Annotated in this window: 19 protein-coding genes and 2 pseudogenes; 6 read left to right on the top strand and 15 right to left on the bottom strand. The window is 61.9% G+C overall.

Annotation, left to right across the window (positions count from 1 at the left end; genetic code table 11):
* Nucleotides 1–56: 56 nt before the first annotated feature.
* From N2600_RS18820 to N2600_RS18780, 9 genes and pseudogenes are all read right to left on the bottom strand, one after another.
* Nucleotides 57–2,039 carry a 5'-nucleotidase C-terminal domain-containing protein gene (locus N2600_RS18820; RefSeq protein WP_260297104.1) on the bottom strand — a complete coding sequence of 661 codons (1,983 nt, stop codon included), beginning with the start codon at nucleotides 2,037–2,039 and terminating at the stop codon, nucleotides 57–59.
* A 185-nt stretch (nucleotides 2,040–2,224) separates the two neighbouring features.
* Nucleotides 2,225–2,415 (bottom strand): annotated as a pseudogene (locus N2600_RS18815) (hypothetical protein); the annotation flags it as partial.
* A 64-nt stretch (nucleotides 2,416–2,479) separates the two neighbouring features.
* Nucleotides 2,480–2,848 carry an outer membrane lipoprotein Omp10 gene (omp10, locus tag N2600_RS18810; RefSeq protein ID WP_017967851.1) on the bottom strand — a complete coding sequence of 123 codons (369 nt, stop codon included), beginning with the start codon at nucleotides 2,846–2,848 and terminating at the stop codon, nucleotides 2,480–2,482.
* Nucleotides 2,849–3,019: 171 nt separating this feature from the next.
* Nucleotides 3,020–4,471, bottom strand: a complete 1,452-nt coding sequence (locus tag N2600_RS18805; RefSeq protein ID WP_260297102.1) for a homospermidine synthase — start codon at nucleotides 4,469–4,471, stop codon at nucleotides 3,020–3,022.
* Between the two features lie 84 nt (nucleotides 4,472–4,555).
* Nucleotides 4,556–4,699, bottom strand: coding sequence for a hypothetical protein (locus N2600_RS18800; protein ID WP_260109417.1), 144 nt, complete (start codon nucleotides 4,697–4,699; stop codon nucleotides 4,556–4,558).
* Nucleotides 4,700–4,716: 17 nt separating this feature from the next.
* Nucleotides 4,717–5,001, bottom strand: a complete 285-nt coding sequence (locus N2600_RS18795) for a YciI family protein (protein ID WP_260109416.1) — start codon at nucleotides 4,999–5,001, stop codon at nucleotides 4,717–4,719.
* Nucleotides 5,002–5,003: 2 nt separating this feature from the next.
* Complete coding sequence (locus tag N2600_RS18790; RefSeq protein ID WP_260297101.1) at nucleotides 5,004–5,633, bottom strand: aminotransferase class IV family protein; 630 nt, start codon at nucleotides 5,631–5,633, stop codon at nucleotides 5,004–5,006.
* Complete coding sequence (locus N2600_RS18785; RefSeq protein ID WP_445944942.1) at nucleotides 5,630–6,736, bottom strand: aminodeoxychorismate synthase component I; 1,107 nt, start codon at nucleotides 6,734–6,736, stop codon at nucleotides 5,630–5,632. The genes N2600_RS18790 and N2600_RS18785 overlap by 4 nt, the downstream gene beginning before the upstream one ends.
* A gap of 185 nt (nucleotides 6,737–6,921) precedes the next feature.
* A pseudogene (locus N2600_RS18780) lies at nucleotides 6,922–8,769 on the bottom strand (M3 family oligoendopeptidase); the annotation flags it as partial.
* A 311-nt stretch (nucleotides 8,770–9,080) separates the two neighbouring features.
* Between N2600_RS18780 and N2600_RS18775 the strand changes: the two are divergent.
* Both N2600_RS18775 and N2600_RS18770 read left to right on the top strand, forming a co-directional pair.
* On the top strand, nucleotides 9,081–10,625 hold the full coding sequence (locus tag N2600_RS18775) for a sigma-54-dependent transcriptional regulator (protein ID WP_260297099.1): 1,545 nt from the start codon (nucleotides 9,081–9,083) through the stop codon (nucleotides 10,623–10,625).
* Nucleotides 10,626–10,803: 178 nt separating this feature from the next.
* Nucleotides 10,804–12,645, top strand: a complete 1,842-nt coding sequence (locus N2600_RS18770) for a DUF882 domain-containing protein (RefSeq protein ID WP_162116987.1) — start codon at nucleotides 10,804–10,806, stop codon at nucleotides 12,643–12,645.
* 161 nt (nucleotides 12,646–12,806) lie between these two features.
* Here N2600_RS18770 and N2600_RS18765 read toward each other — a convergent pair whose 3' ends face one another.
* The 3 genes from N2600_RS18765 to N2600_RS18755 all read right to left on the bottom strand — a co-directional run bounded on the left by N2600_RS18765 (nucleotide 12,807) and on the right by N2600_RS18755 (nucleotide 14,288).
* Entirely contained in the window at nucleotides 12,807–13,070 is a 264-nt protein-coding gene (locus N2600_RS18765; RefSeq protein WP_007631616.1) for a DUF2312 domain-containing protein, read from the bottom strand.
* Nucleotides 13,071–13,161: 91 nt separating this feature from the next.
* A complete protein-coding gene (locus tag N2600_RS18760; RefSeq protein ID WP_260109412.1) occupies nucleotides 13,162–13,467 on the bottom strand; it encodes a DUF1244 domain-containing protein in 306 nt (101 codons plus the stop codon).
* Between the two features lie 32 nt (nucleotides 13,468–13,499).
* The gene (locus N2600_RS18755) at nucleotides 13,500–14,288 is read right to left on the bottom strand and encodes an N-formylglutamate amidohydrolase (RefSeq protein WP_260111069.1); all 789 of its coding nucleotides are present in this window, start codon (nucleotides 14,286–14,288) and stop codon (nucleotides 13,500–13,502) included.
* A 201-nt stretch (nucleotides 14,289–14,489) separates the two neighbouring features.
* On the opposite strand from N2600_RS18755, the gene N2600_RS18750 reads away from it, so the two are divergent.
* From N2600_RS18750 to N2600_RS18740, 3 genes are all read left to right on the top strand, one after another.
* Nucleotides 14,490–14,975 (top strand): DUF1036 domain-containing protein, encoded by a 486-nt coding sequence (locus N2600_RS18750; RefSeq protein ID WP_222384573.1) that lies wholly within the window; start codon nucleotides 14,490–14,492, stop codon nucleotides 14,973–14,975.
* Nucleotides 14,975–16,414, top strand: coding sequence for a pyruvate kinase (pyk, locus tag N2600_RS18745; protein WP_162116990.1), 1,440 nt, complete (start codon nucleotides 14,975–14,977; stop codon nucleotides 16,412–16,414). The genes N2600_RS18750 and pyk overlap by 1 nt, the downstream gene beginning before the upstream one ends.
* A gap of 123 nt (nucleotides 16,415–16,537) precedes the next feature.
* Nucleotides 16,538–17,173 (top strand): LysE family translocator, encoded by a 636-nt coding sequence (locus N2600_RS18740; RefSeq protein ID WP_260297098.1) that lies wholly within the window; start codon nucleotides 16,538–16,540, stop codon nucleotides 17,171–17,173.
* A gap of 2 nt (nucleotides 17,174–17,175) precedes the next feature.
* On the opposite strand, the gene N2600_RS18735 is transcribed toward N2600_RS18740, so the two are convergent.
* Genes N2600_RS18735 through N2600_RS18725 form a run of 3 tightly spaced genes read right to left on the bottom strand, consistent with a single transcriptional unit; the run spans nucleotide 17,176 to nucleotide 18,544 of the window.
* Nucleotides 17,176–17,727, bottom strand: a complete 552-nt coding sequence (locus N2600_RS18735) for a DUF4865 family protein (RefSeq protein ID WP_260297097.1) — start codon at nucleotides 17,725–17,727, stop codon at nucleotides 17,176–17,178.
* Nucleotides 17,724–18,128 (bottom strand): cupin domain-containing protein, encoded by a 405-nt coding sequence (locus N2600_RS18730; protein WP_260297096.1) that lies wholly within the window; start codon nucleotides 18,126–18,128, stop codon nucleotides 17,724–17,726. Before N2600_RS18730 ends, N2600_RS18735 begins: the two co-directional genes overlap by 4 nt.
* Nucleotides 18,125–18,544 (bottom strand): tautomerase family protein, encoded by a 420-nt coding sequence (locus tag N2600_RS18725; RefSeq protein ID WP_017968179.1) that lies wholly within the window; start codon nucleotides 18,542–18,544, stop codon nucleotides 18,125–18,127. Before N2600_RS18725 ends, N2600_RS18730 begins: the two co-directional genes overlap by 4 nt.
* A 117-nt stretch (nucleotides 18,545–18,661) precedes the next feature.
* Here N2600_RS18725 and N2600_RS18720 point away from each other — a divergent pair, with 117 nt between their 5' ends.
* Complete coding sequence (locus tag N2600_RS18720) at nucleotides 18,662–19,594, top strand: LysR substrate-binding domain-containing protein (protein ID WP_260297095.1); 933 nt, start codon at nucleotides 18,662–18,664, stop codon at nucleotides 19,592–19,594.
* The last annotated feature ends 3 nt before the right edge of the window (nucleotides 19,595–19,597 follow it).

Genomic DNA, 19,597 nt, shown 5'->3' with positions numbered 1-19,597 from the left:
AAGAAAAACCGGCCCGGGAAACCCCGGACCGGCCAGTGGCATCGGGACAAATCGTCTTACTTGGCGGGGACCTCGATCTCCTTGCCAACCGACAAGCGACGCGGGTTCGGCTTGCCATTGGCATCCGAAAGCTTCCGCCACATCGTGCCGTCGCCATAGAACGTCACGGCGAGATCCCAGAAGGTGTCGCCCGCGGCGATGACGTGGGTGGACGGCGTCGCTGCGGCAGGTGCGGAGGCTGCCGGTGCCGGCGCTGGTTCAGTAGTGGGTGCCGGGGCAGCAGGTGCCGGTGCAGCGGGTGCCGGTGCAGTGGGTGCAGGAGCCGGCTCGGTGGATGGAGCAGGAGCAGCGGGCGCGGGGCTGGGTTCGGCAGAGGGGGCCGGAGCAGCCGGTGCGGCAGGCGCCGGCTCGGAAGCGGAGGGAGCAGGCGCTGCCTGCGCCAGTTCGGTGACGCGGCCATCCGTGTAGGGCTTGTAGGGCGAATGCGCGGCGACATATTCGGCGGTCACGTCGGCAAGGTCCGGACCGTAATCATAGGCGTTCTTGCCGTCCTTGAAGATCGAATAGCCGTCGCCGCCTGATCGCATGAAGTTGTTGGTGACGACTTTGTAGGTCTTGGCGGGATCGATTGGAGCGAAATTGTCGCCCTCCTTCACCTGGACCTCGACGACGCGGCTGCCGACAGGCTTCGACTGGTCGAAGGAGAACTTCAGGCCGGCGACCTGCGGGAAGCGCCCGGCGCCCTGGTCGATCTGGCTGACACCATTTTCGAGCGCTTTAACGACATCTGCGCCGGTCGCCTCAAACGTGGCGAGCGTGTTCTGGAAAGGCAGGACGGTGATGACCTCGCCCTGGGTGACCTCGCCGCCGTCGATCGAAGCACGCAGGCCGCCGCCGTTCTGGACGGCGATGGTGACGCCCTGGTTCCTGGTGCGATCGAGCATGGCGTCGGCCACCAGATTGCCCATGGAGCATTCCTTGACGCGGCAGACCTTGCGGTCGCCTTCGATCGGGCTTTCGGAGGAGCCGATCACCTTCTTGCGCAGTTCTTCGATCGGTTTTGCCAGTTCGGCAATGCGGGCAATGAGGGCAGGATCGGGCGTAAAGGTGGAATCGATCAGGATCGGATCGCCCTTGGCATCTTTGACGACACCACTATCGTCGAAATTGACGACGAGATCGCCGAGATACTTGCTGTAGGAGGCAGCCTGGACGACCGGCACTTTATAGCCGCCGGGATTGTCGACCATGGTCGGATAGGGGCCTTCGGCCTTGGGGTCAGTGTTGGAGAGCAGGCTATGGGAATGGCCGCCGACGACGACGTCGACATCCGGGATCTTGGCGATCAGGGCGAGATCCCGGGGGTAACCGACGTGGGTCAACGCGATGATCTTGTTGACGCCCTGGCCCTTCAGATCCTGAACGGCCGCGGTAATGCTCTGGACGTCATCGGCGATCGTGACGTTCGGGCCGGGGGAGGAAAGCTCTGGCGTGTCATTTGTGACGGCGCCGACGATACCGATCTTCTGGCCGGCGACATCGAGCACCAGCGAGGGCTTGATGCGGTCGCCGAGCTTGGAGGCGGCTGTCGCCTTGACATTCGCCGTCACGACAGGGAACTGCACCTTGTCGAGGAAGGTCGCAAGCCCGTCCTCGCTGTCGTCGAATTCATGATTGCCGACGGTCATGGCGTCGAACTTCATCAGGTTCAGGAACTCGGCTTCGGCTGCTCCCTTGTAGGTCGTGTAGAAGAGCGAGCCCTGGAAATTGTCGCCGGCATTCAAGAGGAGGACGTTCTTGCCGGATAGCGCCTGGCGGCGCTGATCGATCGCGGTCTTCAGGCGGCCAGCACCCCCGAAGCATTCCTTCTTGCCTTCCTCTTCGGCCGAGCAGGTGGAGTTGAACTTGTTGATCGATTCGATGCGCGAGTGGAAATCGTTGATATGAAGAATATTGAGTTCGTAATCCGCAAAGGCGGCGCCCGTGCTCAGCGCCAGCATGGACGCGGTCAAAAGACCGAAGCTGAAAGACTTCGTCATCGCTATTCTCCTGATTGAGGCGAAAGATCCCCCTGATCCCTCGCTGATCCCTTTCATCGTGCGCCGGGGCGGTTTCCCGGCCTGCGGATGTTCCATCAGACGATGCACGACCGCAAGAGAAAGCTGGGCCAGGCGAGGCGCTTTCCAAGGGGCAGGGCAAAAAAGCCGGGTTGCTTATCCCCGGCATTCGCGGCGTTTCGGTAGAGTTCGTGCACGGCCTCTGCAATATTCGGGACCGTGGCGAGCGCGATGGTCAAGCAGAGAAGGGAGACGAGGCGATGAAAGCGCCGGCCGACCCGTCGCAATCGGGAGCGGCGATGCCCTGGGCACGATATTCGTTGGCCGGCGAAACGACCGCAAATGCGGCAAGCGGCATGGCGAGCAGCAGGACGAGGTATGAGGCGAGGCCCGTATGCTGTGCTTAGCCTATCGCCTCATCTTCAGCCGCGGCGGGAGAGCGTGAACTGTGCGCCGGAATCGGAGGTGCAATTGAGCTGGCTCGGGTTGACGAGGGCGCAATTGACCTTGGACTGCGTCTTGCGCACCAGCGAGGTCATGTTGATCTCCACCAGGGTCGGTGAGGTGTTGATATAGGTGCCCGAGGCAAGAAGTTGGTTGCTGTCGGTCGTGCGGGTGGTGAAAGTACCGCCCTGGAAGGTCGAAACGATGCCATTCGGATCGCTCCAGTTGCCTTCGACACCAGTGGCGGCGGGCGCGGTTGCAATCGGCAGGCGACGCGGCTCAGATGAAACGCAGGCGGCTAGAGCGGCCGCTGCACCGACAAGAACGAGACCAGTTCTGATTTTCATAAGGCTTCTCCCGGCGAATCGGCGCGGCGGACAGCCGCCAAGTTCGGGCAAAACATGCCGCGCGCCCGGCATGAAGGCAAGCCTTGGTGGGGTGGCGTGCGGCATTTAGACAGCCGGCGTTACAAAAATGCCCGCCTTGCGGCGGGCATTGTCAAAGCCGTGCAGGCGTCCTCAGCGAACCAGAACGTTCCTGAACTGCCACGGATCCTTGGTGTCGATATCCTCGGGGAAGAGGCCCGGACGGCCGTCGAGCGGGGTCCAGTCGGTGTAGTGGCCCTCGACCGGGCCGAGATAGGGCATCTGCACTTCGAGGCAGCGCTTGTAATCGATCTCGTCGGCTTCGACGATGCCGGCATTCGGGTTTTCCAGCGCCCAGACCATGCCGGCGAGGACGGCTGATGTGACCTGCAGGCCCGTGGCGTTCTGATAGGGCGCGATACGGCGGGTTTCTTCCAGCGACAGGCGCGAGCCATACCAATAGGCATTCTTCTCGTGGCCGTAGAGCAGGACGCCGAGTTCGTCGATGCCGTCCTCCAGCTCGTCCTCGTCGAGAACGTGATGGACTGGTTGCGAGGTGCCGCCATTGCCGAACATTTCATGCAGAGAGAGCACGGCGTCGTTGGCCGGATGGTAGGCATAGTGGCAGGTCGGGCGGAAGGTCACTTCGCCGTCCTTGTCGCGAACGGTGAAGAAATCGGCGATCGAGATCGACTCGTTGTGGGTGACGAGGAAGCCATATTGCGGGCCGGGCGTCGGGCACCAGGTGCGCACACGGGTGTTGGCGCCCGGCTGTTCCAGGTAGATCGCCGCCTTGTTGCCCTTCTTGTGTTTCTTGGCGTTCTTCGGCATCCATTCTTCATGCGTGCCCCAGCCGAGTTCGGCCGGCTGCAGGCCTTCGGAGATGAAGCCTTCGACGGACCAGGTGTTCCAGAAGACGTTGAGCGGCTTCGGATGCTTGGTGCGCTGGGTGTCGCGCTCGGCAATGTGGACGCCCTTGACGCCGAGCTTCTTCATGAGCTTTGCCCAGCCTTCGCGATCGTGCTGGCCCGGTTCCTCGAATTTAAGGCCGGTATCGTTGGCGAGGTTGACGAGCGCCTGCTTGACCAACCAGGAGACCATGCCCGGATTGGCGCCGCAAGTGGAGACGGCGGTAGCGCCGCCGGGGTTCTTCGCCTTTTCCTTGCGCATGGTTTCGCGTAGCGCATAGTTGGTGCGGTCGGCATTGCTCATGCTCTTGTCGAAATAGAAGCCGAGCCAGGGTTCGACGACGGTGTCGATATAGGGAACGTCGAGTTTGCGGCAGAGCTTGATGATGTCGAGCGAGGAGGTGTCGACCGAGAGGTTGACGCAGAAGCCCTGGCCTTCGCCTTCCGTCAGCAGCGGCTTCAGCAGTTCCTTGTAGTTGTCTTTGGTGACACATTCCCGGATGTGGCGAACGCCGTGCTTCTTCAGGATCTCCATGTCGGAGGGCTCATCCCGCGGATCGATGACGACCATCCGGCTCTTGTCGAATTTGAAATGGCGCTCGATCAGGGGCAGGGTGCCGCGACCGATGGAGCCAAAGCCGATCATCACGATCGGACCGGTAATTTCGGCATATACCGGATAGTGTTGTTCCGTCATTCTTTTCTCCTGTGGAAGGCGACGAAGGCGTTCAGCCCGAAGAATTAATTTGAAATTGCCGCAGAAAGTGCGAGGTGACCGGCTCTAATCATAAAACGGCGTCACAATAAAGAGCGTTGACGGGGAAAGGCCAGATATCGAGCGGCAATAGAGGCCGGCGAAGCTGTCCTGGGGATCGGCAGCCCGCCTGGATTCGAGCTCTTTCAGATGGGCTGCGAGATCATCCATGATCGGCTCCTCTAAAATCAGCCCTTCAGGATTTCCAGTCCTTCGACCGCCGTCGTGACGGCAAGCTCGGTGATTTTGTATTCAGCAACGCCATTGAGGGTGAAGGGATCGGCGGCGACATAGGCCTCAATCGCGGTGCGATCGCCGATCGCGAAGATGACGCCGCCGGTGCGCGGCACCTTGCGGCCGGACGCCAGAAACCAGCCCTTGGCATAACCCTCCTTCACCCATGCCATGTGCGGCTCCATGTGCCTGTCGGCTTCGTCGTTGGGTTTCACATAGGTGAGGGAGAGGATGAACAACGTCAGTTCCTGATGAGGTTTGCGCGGATCAGGCCGCGCAGCGAGTTGCCGATATAAAACGTGCCGGCATCGAGATCGGCAAGCGTGATGCGGCCGACACGGGCTTGGCGCCGGCAGATGAGCTCGGTGCGCAGCACGCCGGCGAGCAGGCCGCAGGAGATCGGCGGGGTGCGCAGAATGCCGGTTCCATCGTCCAGAAAGATCGAGGTGATGGTGCCCTCGCAGACTTCATCGCGTTCGTTCAAAAGGATGACTTCATCGGCCTGATCAGGCCTGTATTCGGCCCGTGCGGCATCGTAGGCGGCACGGCGCGTGGTTTTGACGCGCAGCAGCTTGTCGGCGGAATTCAGACGGGTTTCGGCGAGACGGACAGTCCAGGTAGTGTCGGGTGTCAGGGGCACGAAAGCGGCGCTCGTCACCTCTATACGGCCTTGCGCATCGAGGGTGAGGCGGATGCGCAGCGGACCGGCAGCGCCTGCAACGGCTTCGTCGAGCTTGGCCGCCGCCGCGATCGGTTGCGGGAAGCCAAGGCGACGGGCGGAGCGGGAAAGCCGGGCGAGATGCAGCCGCAGCCGGATGAAGCCCTCGCCGGGCTGCCAGCGCAGCGTCTCGATCAGCGAAAAATCGATCATGGCGCAATCCATTGGTCGCCGACGGCGAAGCGGGCCTTGAGCAGGCATTCCTCATATTCGGCCTCGGCTGTGGAATCAAAGACGATGCCGCCGCCGACGTTGAAGACGGCCCTGCCGCCCTCAAAAAGAGTAATCGTGCGGATGGCGACGGAAAAACGCATGGCGCCGGTCGGCGAGATCATGCCGATCGCGCCGCAATAGGCGTCGCGCGGGACATCCTCGAGCGCATGGAGGATTTCCATTGCCCGTATCTTCGGCGCGCCGGTGATCGAACCGCAGGGGAAGAGCGCGGAGAAGATGTCGCGGACCGAAATATCGGGGCGGAGCCTCGCCTGGACATGGCTCACCATCTGGTGGACGGTCGGATAGGTCTCGACGTCGAAGAGCTTCGGGACGTCGAGCGTGCCGACTTCGGTGATGCGGGAGATATCGTTACGCAGGAGATCGACGATCATGCGGTTTTCCGCCTGCGTCTTGATATCGCTGCGCATCGCCTCGATGATCTCGGCATCCTCGGCGGCAGTGGCGCCGCGTCTTGCCGTGCCCTTCATCGGATGGGTCTCGATCCAGCCCTGTTCATCGGTGCGGAAGAAAAGTTCGGGCGACCGCGAAAGGATGACCGGGCCGCCAAGATAGACCAGCGCGCCGTATTTGACCGGCTGGCGTTCGATCAGCGACCAGAAGGCGGCACTGGGATCGCCGTTCCAGCGGGCTTCGATCGGCATGGTGAGGTTCGCCTGATAGGCGTCGCCGAGCCGCAGGTGCTGGTGGAGGCGATCGAAGCGCTCTTTATATATTCGGAAATCCCAGGCGGCTTTCGGAGCGGTGAGGAATTCCTCGTTTTCGAGACGCTGTTTTGGCTGGGCAAGCGGATGCGTATCGGCCTGCGGAGCGTCGAAGACGCCGAAACAGATGAGCGGCGTGTCGCGATGTTCCCCGGCGAAGGGAGCGAGTTTTTCCTCGAAGAGGTATCCGGCCTCATAGGCCATGTAGCCGGCAAGCCATTTGCCTGCGGCCTTGGCTTCTTCCACCCGGGCAAGGCCTGCAAAGAACTCGGCGCGCGTCCTGGCAACGATGATCTCTGCCGGCTCGGCGAAAAGCATCACCTGTCCGGTCGTGTCGTCGCGGAAGAGGATGTAGGGTTGGTCAGCCACGCCACGCTTTCGGTTTGTTCTGTTCCTCATTGCTTAAAATCTGATTGGGAGCGTGAAGCATTTTCCCGCTTCTCCCCGAGGGGAGAAGTGACCCGTTGCGGCCCTTCCGCCTTTGGAGGAGAGGCTCTCAGCCCCCTATCCAACGCTTCCAACTCGTCGATCAGCCCTTCGATCATCGACAGGCCCTGGCTCCAGAACGACGGATCTGTGGCGTCGAGGCCGAAAGGCTTCAGCAGTTCCGAGTGATGCTTGGTGCCGCCCGCCCTCAGCAGCTCGAAATACTTCTCCTGGAAGCCTTTCTCGGCTTTCTGATAGACGGCATAAAGCGAATTCACCAGGCAATCGCCGAAGGCATAGGCGTAGACATAGAAGGGCGAGTGGATGAAGTGGGGGATATAGGCCCAGTAGGTCTCGTATCCTTCCGAAATGCTGATCGCCGGCCCGAGGCTTTCCGACTGGACGGAGAGCCAGAGTTCGCCAATGTCGTCAGCCGTCAGTTCTCCTGATTTGCGGGCGGTGTGCAGCTTGCGCTCGAATTCGTAAAAGGCGATCTGGCGCACGACCGTGTTGATCATGTCCTCGACCTTCTGCGCGAGCATCGCCTTGCGCTCGCGTTTGTCAGTAGTCTTTTCCAGCAGCGCGCGGAAGGTCAGCATCTCGCCGAAGACGGAAGCAGTTTCGGCAAGCGTCAGTGGCGTCTGGCACATCAGCGCCCCTTGCGCGCCGGCGAGAACCTGATGCACGCCGTGGCCGAGTTCATGGGCAAGCGTCATCACATCGCGCGGCTTGCCCATGTAATTGACGAGCACATAGGGATGGGCTGAGGGAACCGTCGGATGGGCGAAGGCGCCCGGCGCCTTGCCGGGACGGACCGGGGCATCGATCCATTGTTCGTCGAAGAAGCGCCTGGCGATATCCGCCATCTCCGGGGCAAAATTGCCATAGGCCGACAGCACCGTATCCTTCGCCTCCGGCCAGGAGATGATGGCGCTGGAGGTTTCCGGAAGCGGCGCGTTGCGGTCCCAGAAATTCATCTGCTCCATGCCGAGCCATTTCGCCTTCATCTTGTAATAGCGATGCGAAAGGCGGGGATAGGCTTCGCGGACGGCCGCGGCCAGCGCATCGACGACCTCGCGCTCGACACGGTTTGCCAGGTGGCGGCTGTCGGCGATGTCCTCGAAGCCGCGCCAACGGTCGGCGATCTCCTTGTCCTTGGCAAGGGTGTTGGTGATCAGCGTGAAGGTGCGGATATTTGCCTTGAAGGTTTCAGCGAGCGCCATGGCTGCCTTGCGGCGCACTTCAGGATCTTTTTCCTGCAGCCTGTTCAGCGCCACTTCGAGCGGCACTTTCTCGCCATCGATGTCGTAGCGAAGTTCCGCCATGGTTTCGTCGAAGAGGCGGTTGAAGGCAGCGGCCGATGTCATCGACTTCTCGAGGAAGAGCTGCTCCAGTCTGTCGTCGAGCTGGTAGGGCTTGTCCTTCCTGAGGTCGAGCAGCCAAGGGCGATAGTGCCCGGCGGGGGGATCATTCACCATGCAGGCGTCGATCACCGTGTCGTCGATGCGATTCAGTTCCAGCGCAAAGAACAGGAGATGGCCGGAAAATTCGGTGATCTTAGCCTGCACGTCGCCGTAGAGCTTGCCGTTTGTCGGGTTGGTGGTGTCGGAGAAATAGGTGAGGCCGGCAAAGGAGCCGAGGCGGCCGACGACGTCGTCCAACGCCTCATATTCCTTCAGCGCCGCGCCGATGCCCTCAGGGCCCGTCTTCGCTGCCGCCTCCGTGAGTTTGCCCTTCCACTTTTCTTCAAAGGCGATTGCGGCCTTGCCGGCTTTTTCCATGTCGGCAACAAAGGCGGTGGAGGTTGCGGAGGGATAAAGATCCTGCAGCTTCCAGACCGGCAGATCGCCGAGCGCCGGGTCGGCGGCCCCAGCTGGCACTGCTGGAGATAAAAGAAGGCCGACGTGCGGGAGCTTGATTTTCATGAGCGCAATTCCTCTCCACTTTCATAACAGGTCTGATTGTCTAGCGCATCGGCCCGAAAATCGGAATCGATTTTCGGAAAGCACGATGCGAGGATTGAAAGTGTTACAGCGTCCTTTGCGCGCCTGAAAAGACGCGCGGCGCTGTAAGCGTGCGAAGGCCTCGCATCAAGGGTTTTTCGGCGCATGAAAGGCGTCGCTTCGGCACGAAAATGACCCGTTCCAATCGTTAAAATGCAATTGTTTCTCAAAACTGGATGTTCAAGCCTTCCTGTCAGAGTGCGCTTTATGGTTTCGCATGAAGTGAGGCGACAATGACCGGTTACAATGAGCTCAAGGGAGCAGGGCAAATCCTCGTGGTCGAAGATGACCCCGTGCAGCGCCGCCTGCTCAAGAACGCAATCGAGCGTCACGGCCATGTCGTGCACCAAGCGGAAAATGGCCGCATCGGCTTGGAAATGGTCAAACGCGACAGCGGCCTTTTCAACGTCATCGTGCTCGACTTGATGATGCCGGAGATGACCGGTCTCGAATTCCTCGATGCGCTTCACGAATTCGGCACGCAGATACCGGTGATTGTGCAGACGGGGCAGGGCGGCATTGAAACGGTGGTGCAGGCAATGCGCGCCGGCGCCTTCGATTTCGTCGTCAAGCCGGTCTCGCCCGAACGCATCGCCACTTCGATCTCGAACGCGATGAAGCTCGACCAGCGCGAAGTCAAGGCGCGAGCCGGACGGCGGTCGCGCTCAGGGTCGGTCGGCTTCGACGATATCGTCTCGGCAAGCCCGGCGATGCTCCGCGTCATCGATCTCGCCCAGCGGGCGGCTCAGTCCAACATTCCCGTCGTGCTCGAAGGCGAATCCGGCGTCGGCAAGGAGCTGGTGGCGCGCGCCATCCAATCCGGCGGCGACCGCTCGAACAAGCCCTTCGTCACGGTGAATTGCGGGGCGATCCCGCATAATCTGGTCGAGAGCATTCTCTTCGGTCACGAGAAGGGCGCGTTTACCGGCGCGACCGAGCGCCATATCGGCAAATTCATGGAAGCCGATGGCGGCACCATCTTCCTCGACGAGATCGGCGATCTGCCGCTCGAGGTGCAAGTGAAGCTCTTGCGTGCCGTGCAGCAGGGCGAGATCGAGACCGTCGGTGCACGCACCGCACACAAGGTCAATGTCCGACTGATCTCGGCGACCAACAAGGATCTGATCGAGGAGGTCAAGAGCGGCCATTTCCGCGAGGATCTCTATTATCGCCTCAACGTCTTCCCGATTACCATTCCGGCGCTGCGCAAACGCAAAGAAGACATTCCGAATCTGGTGCGCGTCTTTGCCGAACGCTTCTCCAGCGAGCAGAAGAGTGGTCGCCGCATGACGGTGAATGCCGGCGCGCTGGCGTTGCTGACCGCCTATGACTGGCCGGGCAATATCCGCCAGCTTGAAAACGCCATCTTTCGTGCGGTCGTTCTGGCCGAAGGGCCGGAGCTGACCGAGGCGGATTTCCCGCAGATCGCCGCCCAGCTTCCTGAATACGATGTGGTGGATCACCTGGCGCTCGTTGCCGACAATACCGGCCTCGATCCCGACGATGGCTATGGCGAGGATTTCAGGGCGTCAATGTCGGGAGAGGTGCACCACCGCCTGTCCGAGGCCCCGGAAAACGCGATTGCCAGCGTCAATCCTGCCGGAGACGTGCGCAGGCTTGCCGATGTCGAGGAGGAGCTCATCCGATTCGCGCTCAAATTCTATCGCGGACAGATGAGTCAAGTCGCGCGCAAGCTCGGTATCGGCCGGTCCACACTTTATCGCAAGCTCAAGGATTACGGCATAGACCCTGACAATCCCCAGAAAGATGCGGCTTAAGCGCTTTTCGTTAAGATTAAGGCAACCACGTTTTGTTACTAGTCATAAACCACTTGTTAGTGGCGCGTTCACTATGTAAAGAAAAGGTTGATCATGTGTGGCATTTTTGCCATCGTGTGACCGCATTTGACAGTCATCTGAGGCAGTACGGGACATTGTCTGTCTGACGGGGATCGAGTTGCCGAATCTGAATGGGAATTCCAAGCCTTCGCGCTTGAGCTGGCGCTTGTTGTGCGCCGACATCTGCGGAAAGGCAATAAGGACGGTAGCGGCCGCCCTTCTTGCACTCGCGGTTTCCTCACCGGTATTCGTTAGTACGCCTTCGCAGGCAGCGGGCGACACCCGCAGCCTCAAGCTCTATTTCATTCATACCGGCGAAAAAGCCGTCATCACCTACAAGCGCAATGGCAAGTTCGACCCGAAGGGTCTGGAGCAGCTGAATCGCTTCCTGCGCGACTGGCGCAAGAACCAGCCGACGAAAATGGACCCGCGGCTGTTCGACCTGATCTGGGAAGTTTATCGCCAGAGCGGTTCGAGGGACTACATCAATGTCGTCTGCGGTTTCCGTTCGCCGGGAACCAACGAGATGCTGCGTGGCCGCTCGCGCAATTCCGGCGTCGCCGAAAAGAGCCAGCATATGCTCGGCAAGGCGATGGACTTCTTCATTCCCGACGTCAAGCTGGCGACGCTGCGCGGCATCGGCATGAAGATGCAGGTCGGCGGCGTCGGCTTCTATCCGAAGTCGGGCTCGCCCTTCGTGCACATGGATGTCGGCGGCGTTCGCGCCTGGCCGCGCATGAGCCGCGACGAGCTGGTTCGGCTCTTCCCGAACGGCAATACCATCCATATTCCGGCCGACGGCAAGCCGTTGCCGGGCTACCAGCAGGCGATGGCCGATTATAAGCGCCGCGTCAGCGGCACGCAGATCCAGATCGCCAGCGCTTCCGAATCGGCGCCGAAGCACAAGACGCTGTTTGCCGCGCTCTTTGGCGGCGGGGCCGACGAGCAGGAAGACGAGACCGACGATTCCACCCCTGTTGCCGTTGCCAAGGCGACGCCGCCGAAGGCCGAGCCTGCTCCTGTCGAGCCGCAGCAGACCGAAGTCGCCGATCTGAACGCGCCGGTGCCGCAGGTTCGCCCGGCGTTCAGCAACCAGCCCGCCGGCAGCGAAGTCGCGAGCGCGCTCGTAGCGCCGCCTTCGGGTAATGCCGCACAGCAGGCTCTTACGGCCCTTCCGGTCGATCAGGCCCAGCCGCAGCAGTTCGCCGACCTCAGCGCCTACAGCATTCCGGTTCCCTCGCTTCTCGGCCAGCGCCGTGCGCCTGGTGACGCCGAGGTCGCGTCGACCGATCCCATGCTGACGGGCGCAAATGGGCTGCCGGTTCCGACGCCGATCGAACGCCCTGCCGTTGCCGAGAACCTTCTTGCTGCGGCCGAGGCCGATCCGGAGGCAGAAGCCGACGAAGCCGATCAGGACGCGCTGTCTCCTGCCGTGGCCGACGCACTCGACCAGCAGCGGAACGATGGGGAAAGCCAGATCGCGTCGAAGGCTCCGCCGCAGACGGTTGAGCAGGCGATCAACGCCGCGATGACGCAAAAGGCGCCTGCCGCAAAGCCGCCGCTCGAACTCGCGGCATTGGCACCGATGACCAAATCGGCAAGCTTTGGCGATAGTTTCGACGAACCGGCCGCCGAAAGCGCCGTGGCGCAGGGCCTTCCTGCCAAGGGTGGTCGCCCGACGCAGAAGGAAGCCGCCGCAGCGGATGCCAGCCGCACGACGGTGCGCACCGAGCCGAAGCTGACGGAAAAGATGATCTCGCAATGGGCGCTCACCAATGCCCGCCTGGAAATGGCCTCCAGGCAGGTCAAGGCGCCGCGGTTCGTCAGCCAGACGATGCGCGCCCAGCCGACCGCCGTCTATGCCGAGGGCTTCAACGTCAAGACCGCTTCGGTCGACCCGGCCCGCTTCAGCGGCACGGCTGTGAACTTCATGGAAGTGCGCAAGTTCAACACGAACTGAGCCTGCCGATCACGTAATATCGAAAACCGCCGGAGCGATCCGGCGGTTTTTCTTTGGCCGCTTCGACAGGTAAGGCCGCTGTTTAACCCGGCACGTTCTCCGCAAAAGAAAAGCCGCCGGAGCGGCCCGGCGGCTTGTCGATATCGGGCGGTGTGGACGGATCAGCCTTCCGGTGGCGATTCGATCATGCCGAGCGCAAGCAGGTAGGTGTCGAGAATTGCTTCCTCTTCCATGCGCTCCTGCTCGTCCTTCTTGCGCAGCGCCACGACCTTCTTCAGGATCTTGGTATCGAAGCCCGTTCCCTTGGCTTCGCCATAGACGTCCTTGATATCGTCGGCGATGGTCTTCTTTTCTTCTTCCAGCCGTTCAATGCGCTCGATGAAAGCGCGAAGCTGATCGCGGGCGACGCCGTGAGCATCAGACATCGTGTTCTCCTGGTTTTTCGGTGATCGATTTTGGATGCCAGTGACTGCCGCGAAGCGGCGTCACGGTCAAGCCTGTTCGCGGCCAGCCAAGCTATTTGTGTGGATTGTTCAGTTCAAAAGCAGCCTTTTGCACAGGCGAGGCCTCGTTCTGGTGAAGATTCTTCCAGTCCTCATAGGGCATGCCATAGACCATCTCGCGCGATTCTTCCCTGGTCACCGGGACACCCTCGGCCTCGGCGGCTTCGCGATACCAGTTCGACAGGCAGTTGCGGCAGAAGCCGGCCAGATTCATCAGGTCAATGTTCTGAACGTCGCTGCGTTCGCGAAGATGTGCAACGAGGCGGCGAAAGGCGGCAGCTTCGAATTCGATCTGTTGTTCCTTGCTGAGCGCGGTCATCTCGCTTCCTTTCGTTAAAGTGGGGCCTTCGTTCAATAGGGGCCGGTACGCGACGGGTGAACGTCATATTCGTGCAAGGCGGGATCGGCATTCATCGCCGCGAAGATCGGCGCCAGGCGTTCGGCCCACGCCGATATGCCGGTCTCGTCTCCGATCAGATCCTGGCGCACTTCGAGCAGCGCATGCGGAATGCCTGTGATCATGCAATGGCGGTACATGGTATCGCCCTTCAGCGCGCCGTCATAGGGTTCGTTGTCGCCAACGGCGAGATCCGGATCGGTGCGCAGCATGTCAAGCAGCGGACCGACGGCGCGATGGTCGCTGTCCCAGAGGACGGCAGCGTGCCAGGGACGGGGAATACCTTTCCAGGCCGGCGTGAAGGAGTGCAGCGACAGCACCAGCGGTGCCCTGCCGGTGGCATTTGCCACGCTGTCGATCGTTGTGGCCACGGCATGGTGATAGGGGCGATGGAAGGTTTCGATGCGGTAGTCCCATTCCTGCGGCGTGATCGGATGATTGCCTGATATGACGGCGCCGTCGGAGATCTTCATGATCAGCGTCGGATCGTCTTCGCCGCGATTGGGGTCGATCAGCAGGCGCGAGAAGCCGCCAAGCACGGCGGGAACGCTGAGCCTTGCCGAAAGCTGCCGCGTCAGGCCCTCGATGCCGATGTCATAGGCGATATGTCGGGCGAAGGCCGCGTCGGGAAGTCCGAGGCGGCCATATCGCGCGGGAAGGCGGTTCATCGCGTGATCTGCGAGGATCACCATGCCTTTGTCATGTTTGCCGGATAGGATTTCGAAGGATTGGAAGTCGTCCATCAAGGAATTGCCGTTCGTCATTGCGCCATCGGGCGCAGTGATCGCATGCGGCTACGGCGGGTTCAAGCGCGACAGGCGGCGAGAGGTTGAGCCGGACCCTCGACGGGTGGTTATGAAAGGAAATATAATCGATTAGCATTGCGTTGACTTTCGCTTGACGGCGGCGCAAGAAGACACGGATACGAATAACCGTGGAGCTATTTGGGAGCCGTGTTGATCCAAGCCGCGCCAAGTTTCCTCACGCGGTCCGGGCCGCTGGTCCGTCTCGCTCTATTCGCCCTTGCAGCCGCCATGCCGTTTTTCATCGCAGATGCTGCACGCGCCGATTTTCGCGTCTGCAACGGAACGCAGAACCTCGTCGGCGTCGCGATCGGATACCGGGCCAAGGATGGCTGGGTGACGGAGGGCTGGTGGCAGGTGCCGGCAACGACCTGCGCCGTGTTGATCGAGGGAGAGTTGCAGTCGCGTTATTATTACCTCTACGCAGAGGACGCCGCCCGGGGAGGCCGATGGACGGGTGACGTGCAGATGTGCGTGGCGGAAAACGAATTCAAGATCACGGGTGTGCAGGATTGTTATGCCCGCGGTTACCAGAAGATGGGATTCAAGGAATATGATACGGGCCGCCAGGGTAGCTGGATGGTTCAACTCTCCGACACCCCAGGGACGCAAGAAAGCCAGAATTGATGAAGCGTAATCGCAAAATTAAAATCCTCGCCACCCTCGGGCCAGCCTCCTCCGAGGAATCGATGATCGAGAAGCTGCACCAGGCCGGTGCCGATGTCTTCCGCATCAATATGAGCCATGCGAGCCACGACATGATGCGTACGCTGATCCAGCGCATCCGCTCGGTCGAAGCGCGCTCCGGCCGGCCGATCGGCATTCTCGCCGACCTGCAGGGACCGAAACTGCGTGTCGGCAAGTTCGTCGACGGCAAGGTGGACCTGAAGCCCGGCCAAACGTTCACGCTCGACAACAACGAAGCGCTCGGCGACCAGAGCCGCGTCTACCTGCCGCACCCCGAGATCCTGGAATCGGTGCAGCCTGGCCACCGCCTGCTGATCGATGACGGCAAGCTCGCCCTGCGCGCAGAAAAATGCGACGGCAAGAGCATCGTCACGACTGTTATTTCGGGCACGCGCATCTCCGACCGCAAGGGCGTCAGCCTTCCCGACACGCTGCTCGGCGTCGGCGCGCTGACGGACAAGGACCGCGCCGATCTCGACGCAGTGCTTGCCACCGACGATGTCGACTGGGTGGCGCTTTCCTTCGTCCAGCGTCCCGACGACCTCGCCGAAGTGCGCAAGATCGCCCGGGGCCGCGTCGGCCTGATGTCGAAGATCGAAAAGCCGCAGGCTCTCGAGCGCATCGAAGAAATCATCGAACTGTCAGACGCATTGATGGTCGCCCGCGGCGATCTCGGCGTCGAAATGCCGCTGGAATCGGTTCCCGGCATCCAGAAGCAGCTGATCCGCGCCTGCCGCCGCTCGGGCAAGCCGGTGGTCGTTGCCACGCAGATGCTGGAATCGATGATCTCCGCGCCGGTGCCGACACGCGCCGAAGTTTCCGACGTCGCGACCGCCGTTTTCGAAGGTGCGGATGCCGTCATGCTCTCGGCCGAGTCGGCCTCGGGCGACTATCCCGTCGAAGCTGTCACGACGATGGCGTCGATTGCTACCGCCATCGAGCGCGAGCCGCATTATCCCGGCATCATCTATGCCCAGCGTGCCCAGCCGGAAGCGACCGGTGCCGATGCGATCTCGCTGGCCGCCCGTCAGATCGCCGAAACGCTGAAGCTGTCGGCGATCGTCTGTTACACTTCGTCGGGCACGACGGGCCTTCGCGCCTCGCGCGAGCGTCCGCAAGTGCCGATCCTGGCGCTGTCGCCGATCATCAAGACGGCGCGCCGTCTTGCCGTCGTCTGGGGCCTGCACTGCGTCGTCACCCATGACGCGACCGATCTCGACGACATGGTCAACCGCGCCTGCCGTATCGTCGCCGACGAAGGTTTCGGCAAGCCGGGCGACCGCATCATCATCTCGGCCGGCGTACCGCTCGGCACGCCCGGCGCCACCAACATGATCCGCATCGCCTATATCGGTTCCGACGGCCAGAGCGGCATCTGATCCGATCGCATGCATCCGAAAGCCCGCTGCCTGAGAAGGCGGTGGGCTTTTTTCGTTGATGGGCCGGCATTGCCAACGGCAATGGCGCATGCAAGTTTCGATCTCTGGATGGGGAGGATCGTCATGGATTTCGTCACGCTTCTGGCTTTTGCAGCCGTTTCCTTTGTTGGTATCGCGACACCGGGGCCGACAGTGCTGCTGGCGCTGACCAACGGTTCGCGGCACGGCCTGCGCCGGGCAGTTGCCGGCATGATCGGCGCGGTGCTGTCCGATTTCGTGCTGATCGGCGCCGTCGCGATCGGGCTTGGTGCGCTGCTCGCCGCATCGGAATTCTGGTTCTCGATGCTGAAATGGGCAGGTGCCGCCTATCTCGCTTTTCTCGGTATCATGCTGCTGCGTTCGAAGGGCACGATCGATGCGGCGTTGAAGTCCGGAGCGCCTGCGGGCGCGACATCGCCCTTCTCGATCGGACTGAAGAGCTTCATGGTCGCGGCAACCAATCCGAAGGGTTATCTGTTCTTCTCGGCTTTCCTGCCCCAGTTCATCGACCCGATCCTACCGCAGGCGATGCAATATATGCTGCTCGCCCTTGTCTTTGCCGCGCTCGATTTCCTCATCATGTTCGGATACGCCTTCTTCGGCTCGCAGGCGGTGCGTTTCCTGAAAACCTCAGGCGCCATGTGGCTGGAGCGAGCCTGCGGTGGCGCGCTGCTGGCGCTTGCCGGCTCGCTGGCCTTCTATCGCCGGGCAACCGTCTGAGCTCAGGGCAGGGATAGGTGGCCGACGCGATAGGCCTGGGTGTGCTCGCCGATCTCGGGAATCTCTCGCCATAGCCTGAAGCGTACCCGCGTCCAGCTCGTCGGTTCGAAGCCGGAAATGGAGGCGAGTGCGCCGCCTGCCGCCAGGTCTGCTTCGGCCGCCGCGCTTTCGGCGCGGCGAATGTCGGCGAGCGGCGCATAAGGCTCCGTCTGCAGGACATCGCGTGTGGCGAACCTGGCTGCGGCGATGTCGGATGAGACTTCCGACCGCCAGACGATCCAGCTCCTCACCTGCGGCCAGCCGAAGGCGCGGGTGAGCGTCTCAAACCTCGGACCGCAGAGGAAGTCGCTTGCCCCTTGCGGCGTCTGCCAGAGATAGAAGGGCGCATAGAGATTGTCGTGGCTGCCGAACTCGCCTTTGAGGGCACTGAGATAGGCTTTGAAGCCGAGATTGGGAAAGCCGTCGAGCAGTGGACCCTTGTCGCGGATGCGGCGGTCGATGATCGACATGTCGTAATCGGCGGGCAGGGTGAAGCTGTACTGCATCGTGATCATGACTGTGCCTCCACCGGTCGCAGCCATTCGACGATGCCGCCGTTTTCGGTCGGCTGGACGCTGATATAGCTGAAGGTGCTGTCATCGGCCGCTCCATGCCAGTGACGCTCGCCGGGCGCAAACCAGACGGCATCGCCGGCACGCAATGTTTCAACCGGGCCGCCCTCGTTCTGCGCCAGCCCATGGCCCGAAAGTACATAAAGTAGCTGGCCTCTGGGATGCGTGTGCCAGCGGGTGATGGTGCCGGGATCGAGCATGGCGCGCATTGCGGTGTTCTCGCCATCGGCGCTGCCTTCGAGCAGCATCTCGACCCAGAAAGGCGAAGTTGCGACGCCCTCAGGCGAGCGGACTGCCCTGCCGGGGCGCCTGATGGTCATGGTCTTCGGGTTCGAAGCGCTCATTGCCGGGCTCCAGCCAGACGAAGCCGCCAGTCTGGGTCGGTCATCTGGGCAATACCATTACCGAAGGACCAGTCTTCCGGTGCGCTGGTGCTGATGACGATCATCACGTCCTCGGGGCGGAGGCCCGGCGATTGCGCCAGGAGATCGGCAAGCCGCCGATAGAGTGCTGCCTTCATCTCGCCGGTGCGAGGCCTGCCGATCGTGATCGAGATGTAGACGAAATCGTCGGAGCGCGGGCCGGCGAGATAGCTGCGATCGAAGATCAGTTCGTTCTCGTCATGCTGGTGGATGGTCTGGAAACGGTCGTTTTCGGGCACGTCGAAGGTCTCGACCAGGGCGCGCTGAATGTTGTCGGCCAGCGCCGCGAGGTAGTCCGCCGACTTGCCTTTGCGAAGGGAAATGCGAACGAAGGGCATCGGGATCTCCATGGTTCAGGCCGTCCGTCGGCCTTGACAGCAGAACCATCGCACGGCACGATGATGCTGAAAATCAGAATTTTATGGATTAATGATCCTGAAAAATGGGATTATCTAATGCGACGGACGATCTTCGATCTCGATGTGCTTCGAACCTTTTCGACCGGCATGGAGCTTGGCAATTTCGCCAAGGCGGCCGAGCGGCTCGGGCGTTCGACCTCGGCAGTGAGTGCGCAGCTGAAGAAGCTGGAGGAACAGGCGGGCACGCCGATCTTCCGCAAGGTGGGTCGCGGGCTGGCGCTGACCGATGCCGGCGAGACGATGCTCGGTTATGCCAGGCGGCTGCTGGAACTCAACGATGAGGCGGCTGCCGCCGTCAACAGCGTCGAGCTGGAAGGTTGGGTGCGGCTCGGCCTGCAGGAGGACTTCGGCGAGACCCTGCTGCCGGATGTGCTCGGCCGCTTTGCGCGCGCGCATCCGAAGGTCCGAATCGAAGCGCGGGTGGTGCGCAATGCCGAGCTGCTTGAGCGCGTCACATCGGGCAAGCTCGATCTGGCGCTTGCCTGGAGCGATGGCACGCTGACGGCGCATTGCGAGCGGATCGGCGAAGTGCCGATGCGCTGGATCGGACCTGCCGAGGGACAGCCGAGCTGGCAAGCGGCAAGCGGCGAGCCGATGCCGCTCGCTTCGTTGGAGGCGCCGTGCCTGTTGCGCAGCGCAGCGACCAAGGCACTTGATGAGGCGGGCATCTCCTGGCGGCTCGCCTTCGTCAGTCCCAGTCTCGGCGGCCTCTGGGCCGCAACGGCGGCGGGCCTCGGCCTCACCATCCGTACGCCGATCGGCCTGCCGGCGAAGGTCCGGCCGCTGGTGCCGGAGACAATCGGCCTGCCTGATTTGCCGAAGCTCGGCCTGGTCCTGCACCGGGCGGAAGCCGAACCGCAGCCGGCTGCGGAGCGGCTTGCCGAACTCGTGCTTCACTCGGTGCATGGCGCGCTCCACGGGGTGGTGGCCCGAGATCCCAGCATTGACCGTTCGGACGCGTGGCTGTAGCTT

The sequence above is a fragment of the Rhizobium sp. WSM1274 genome (assembly GCF_025200775.1).
Taxonomy (GTDB): domain Bacteria; phylum Pseudomonadota; class Alphaproteobacteria; order Rhizobiales; family Rhizobiaceae; genus Rhizobium; species Rhizobium leguminosarum_I.
Note: the sequence above shows the minus strand (reverse complement) of the source record. Positions and strands in the feature narration are given on the sequence as shown.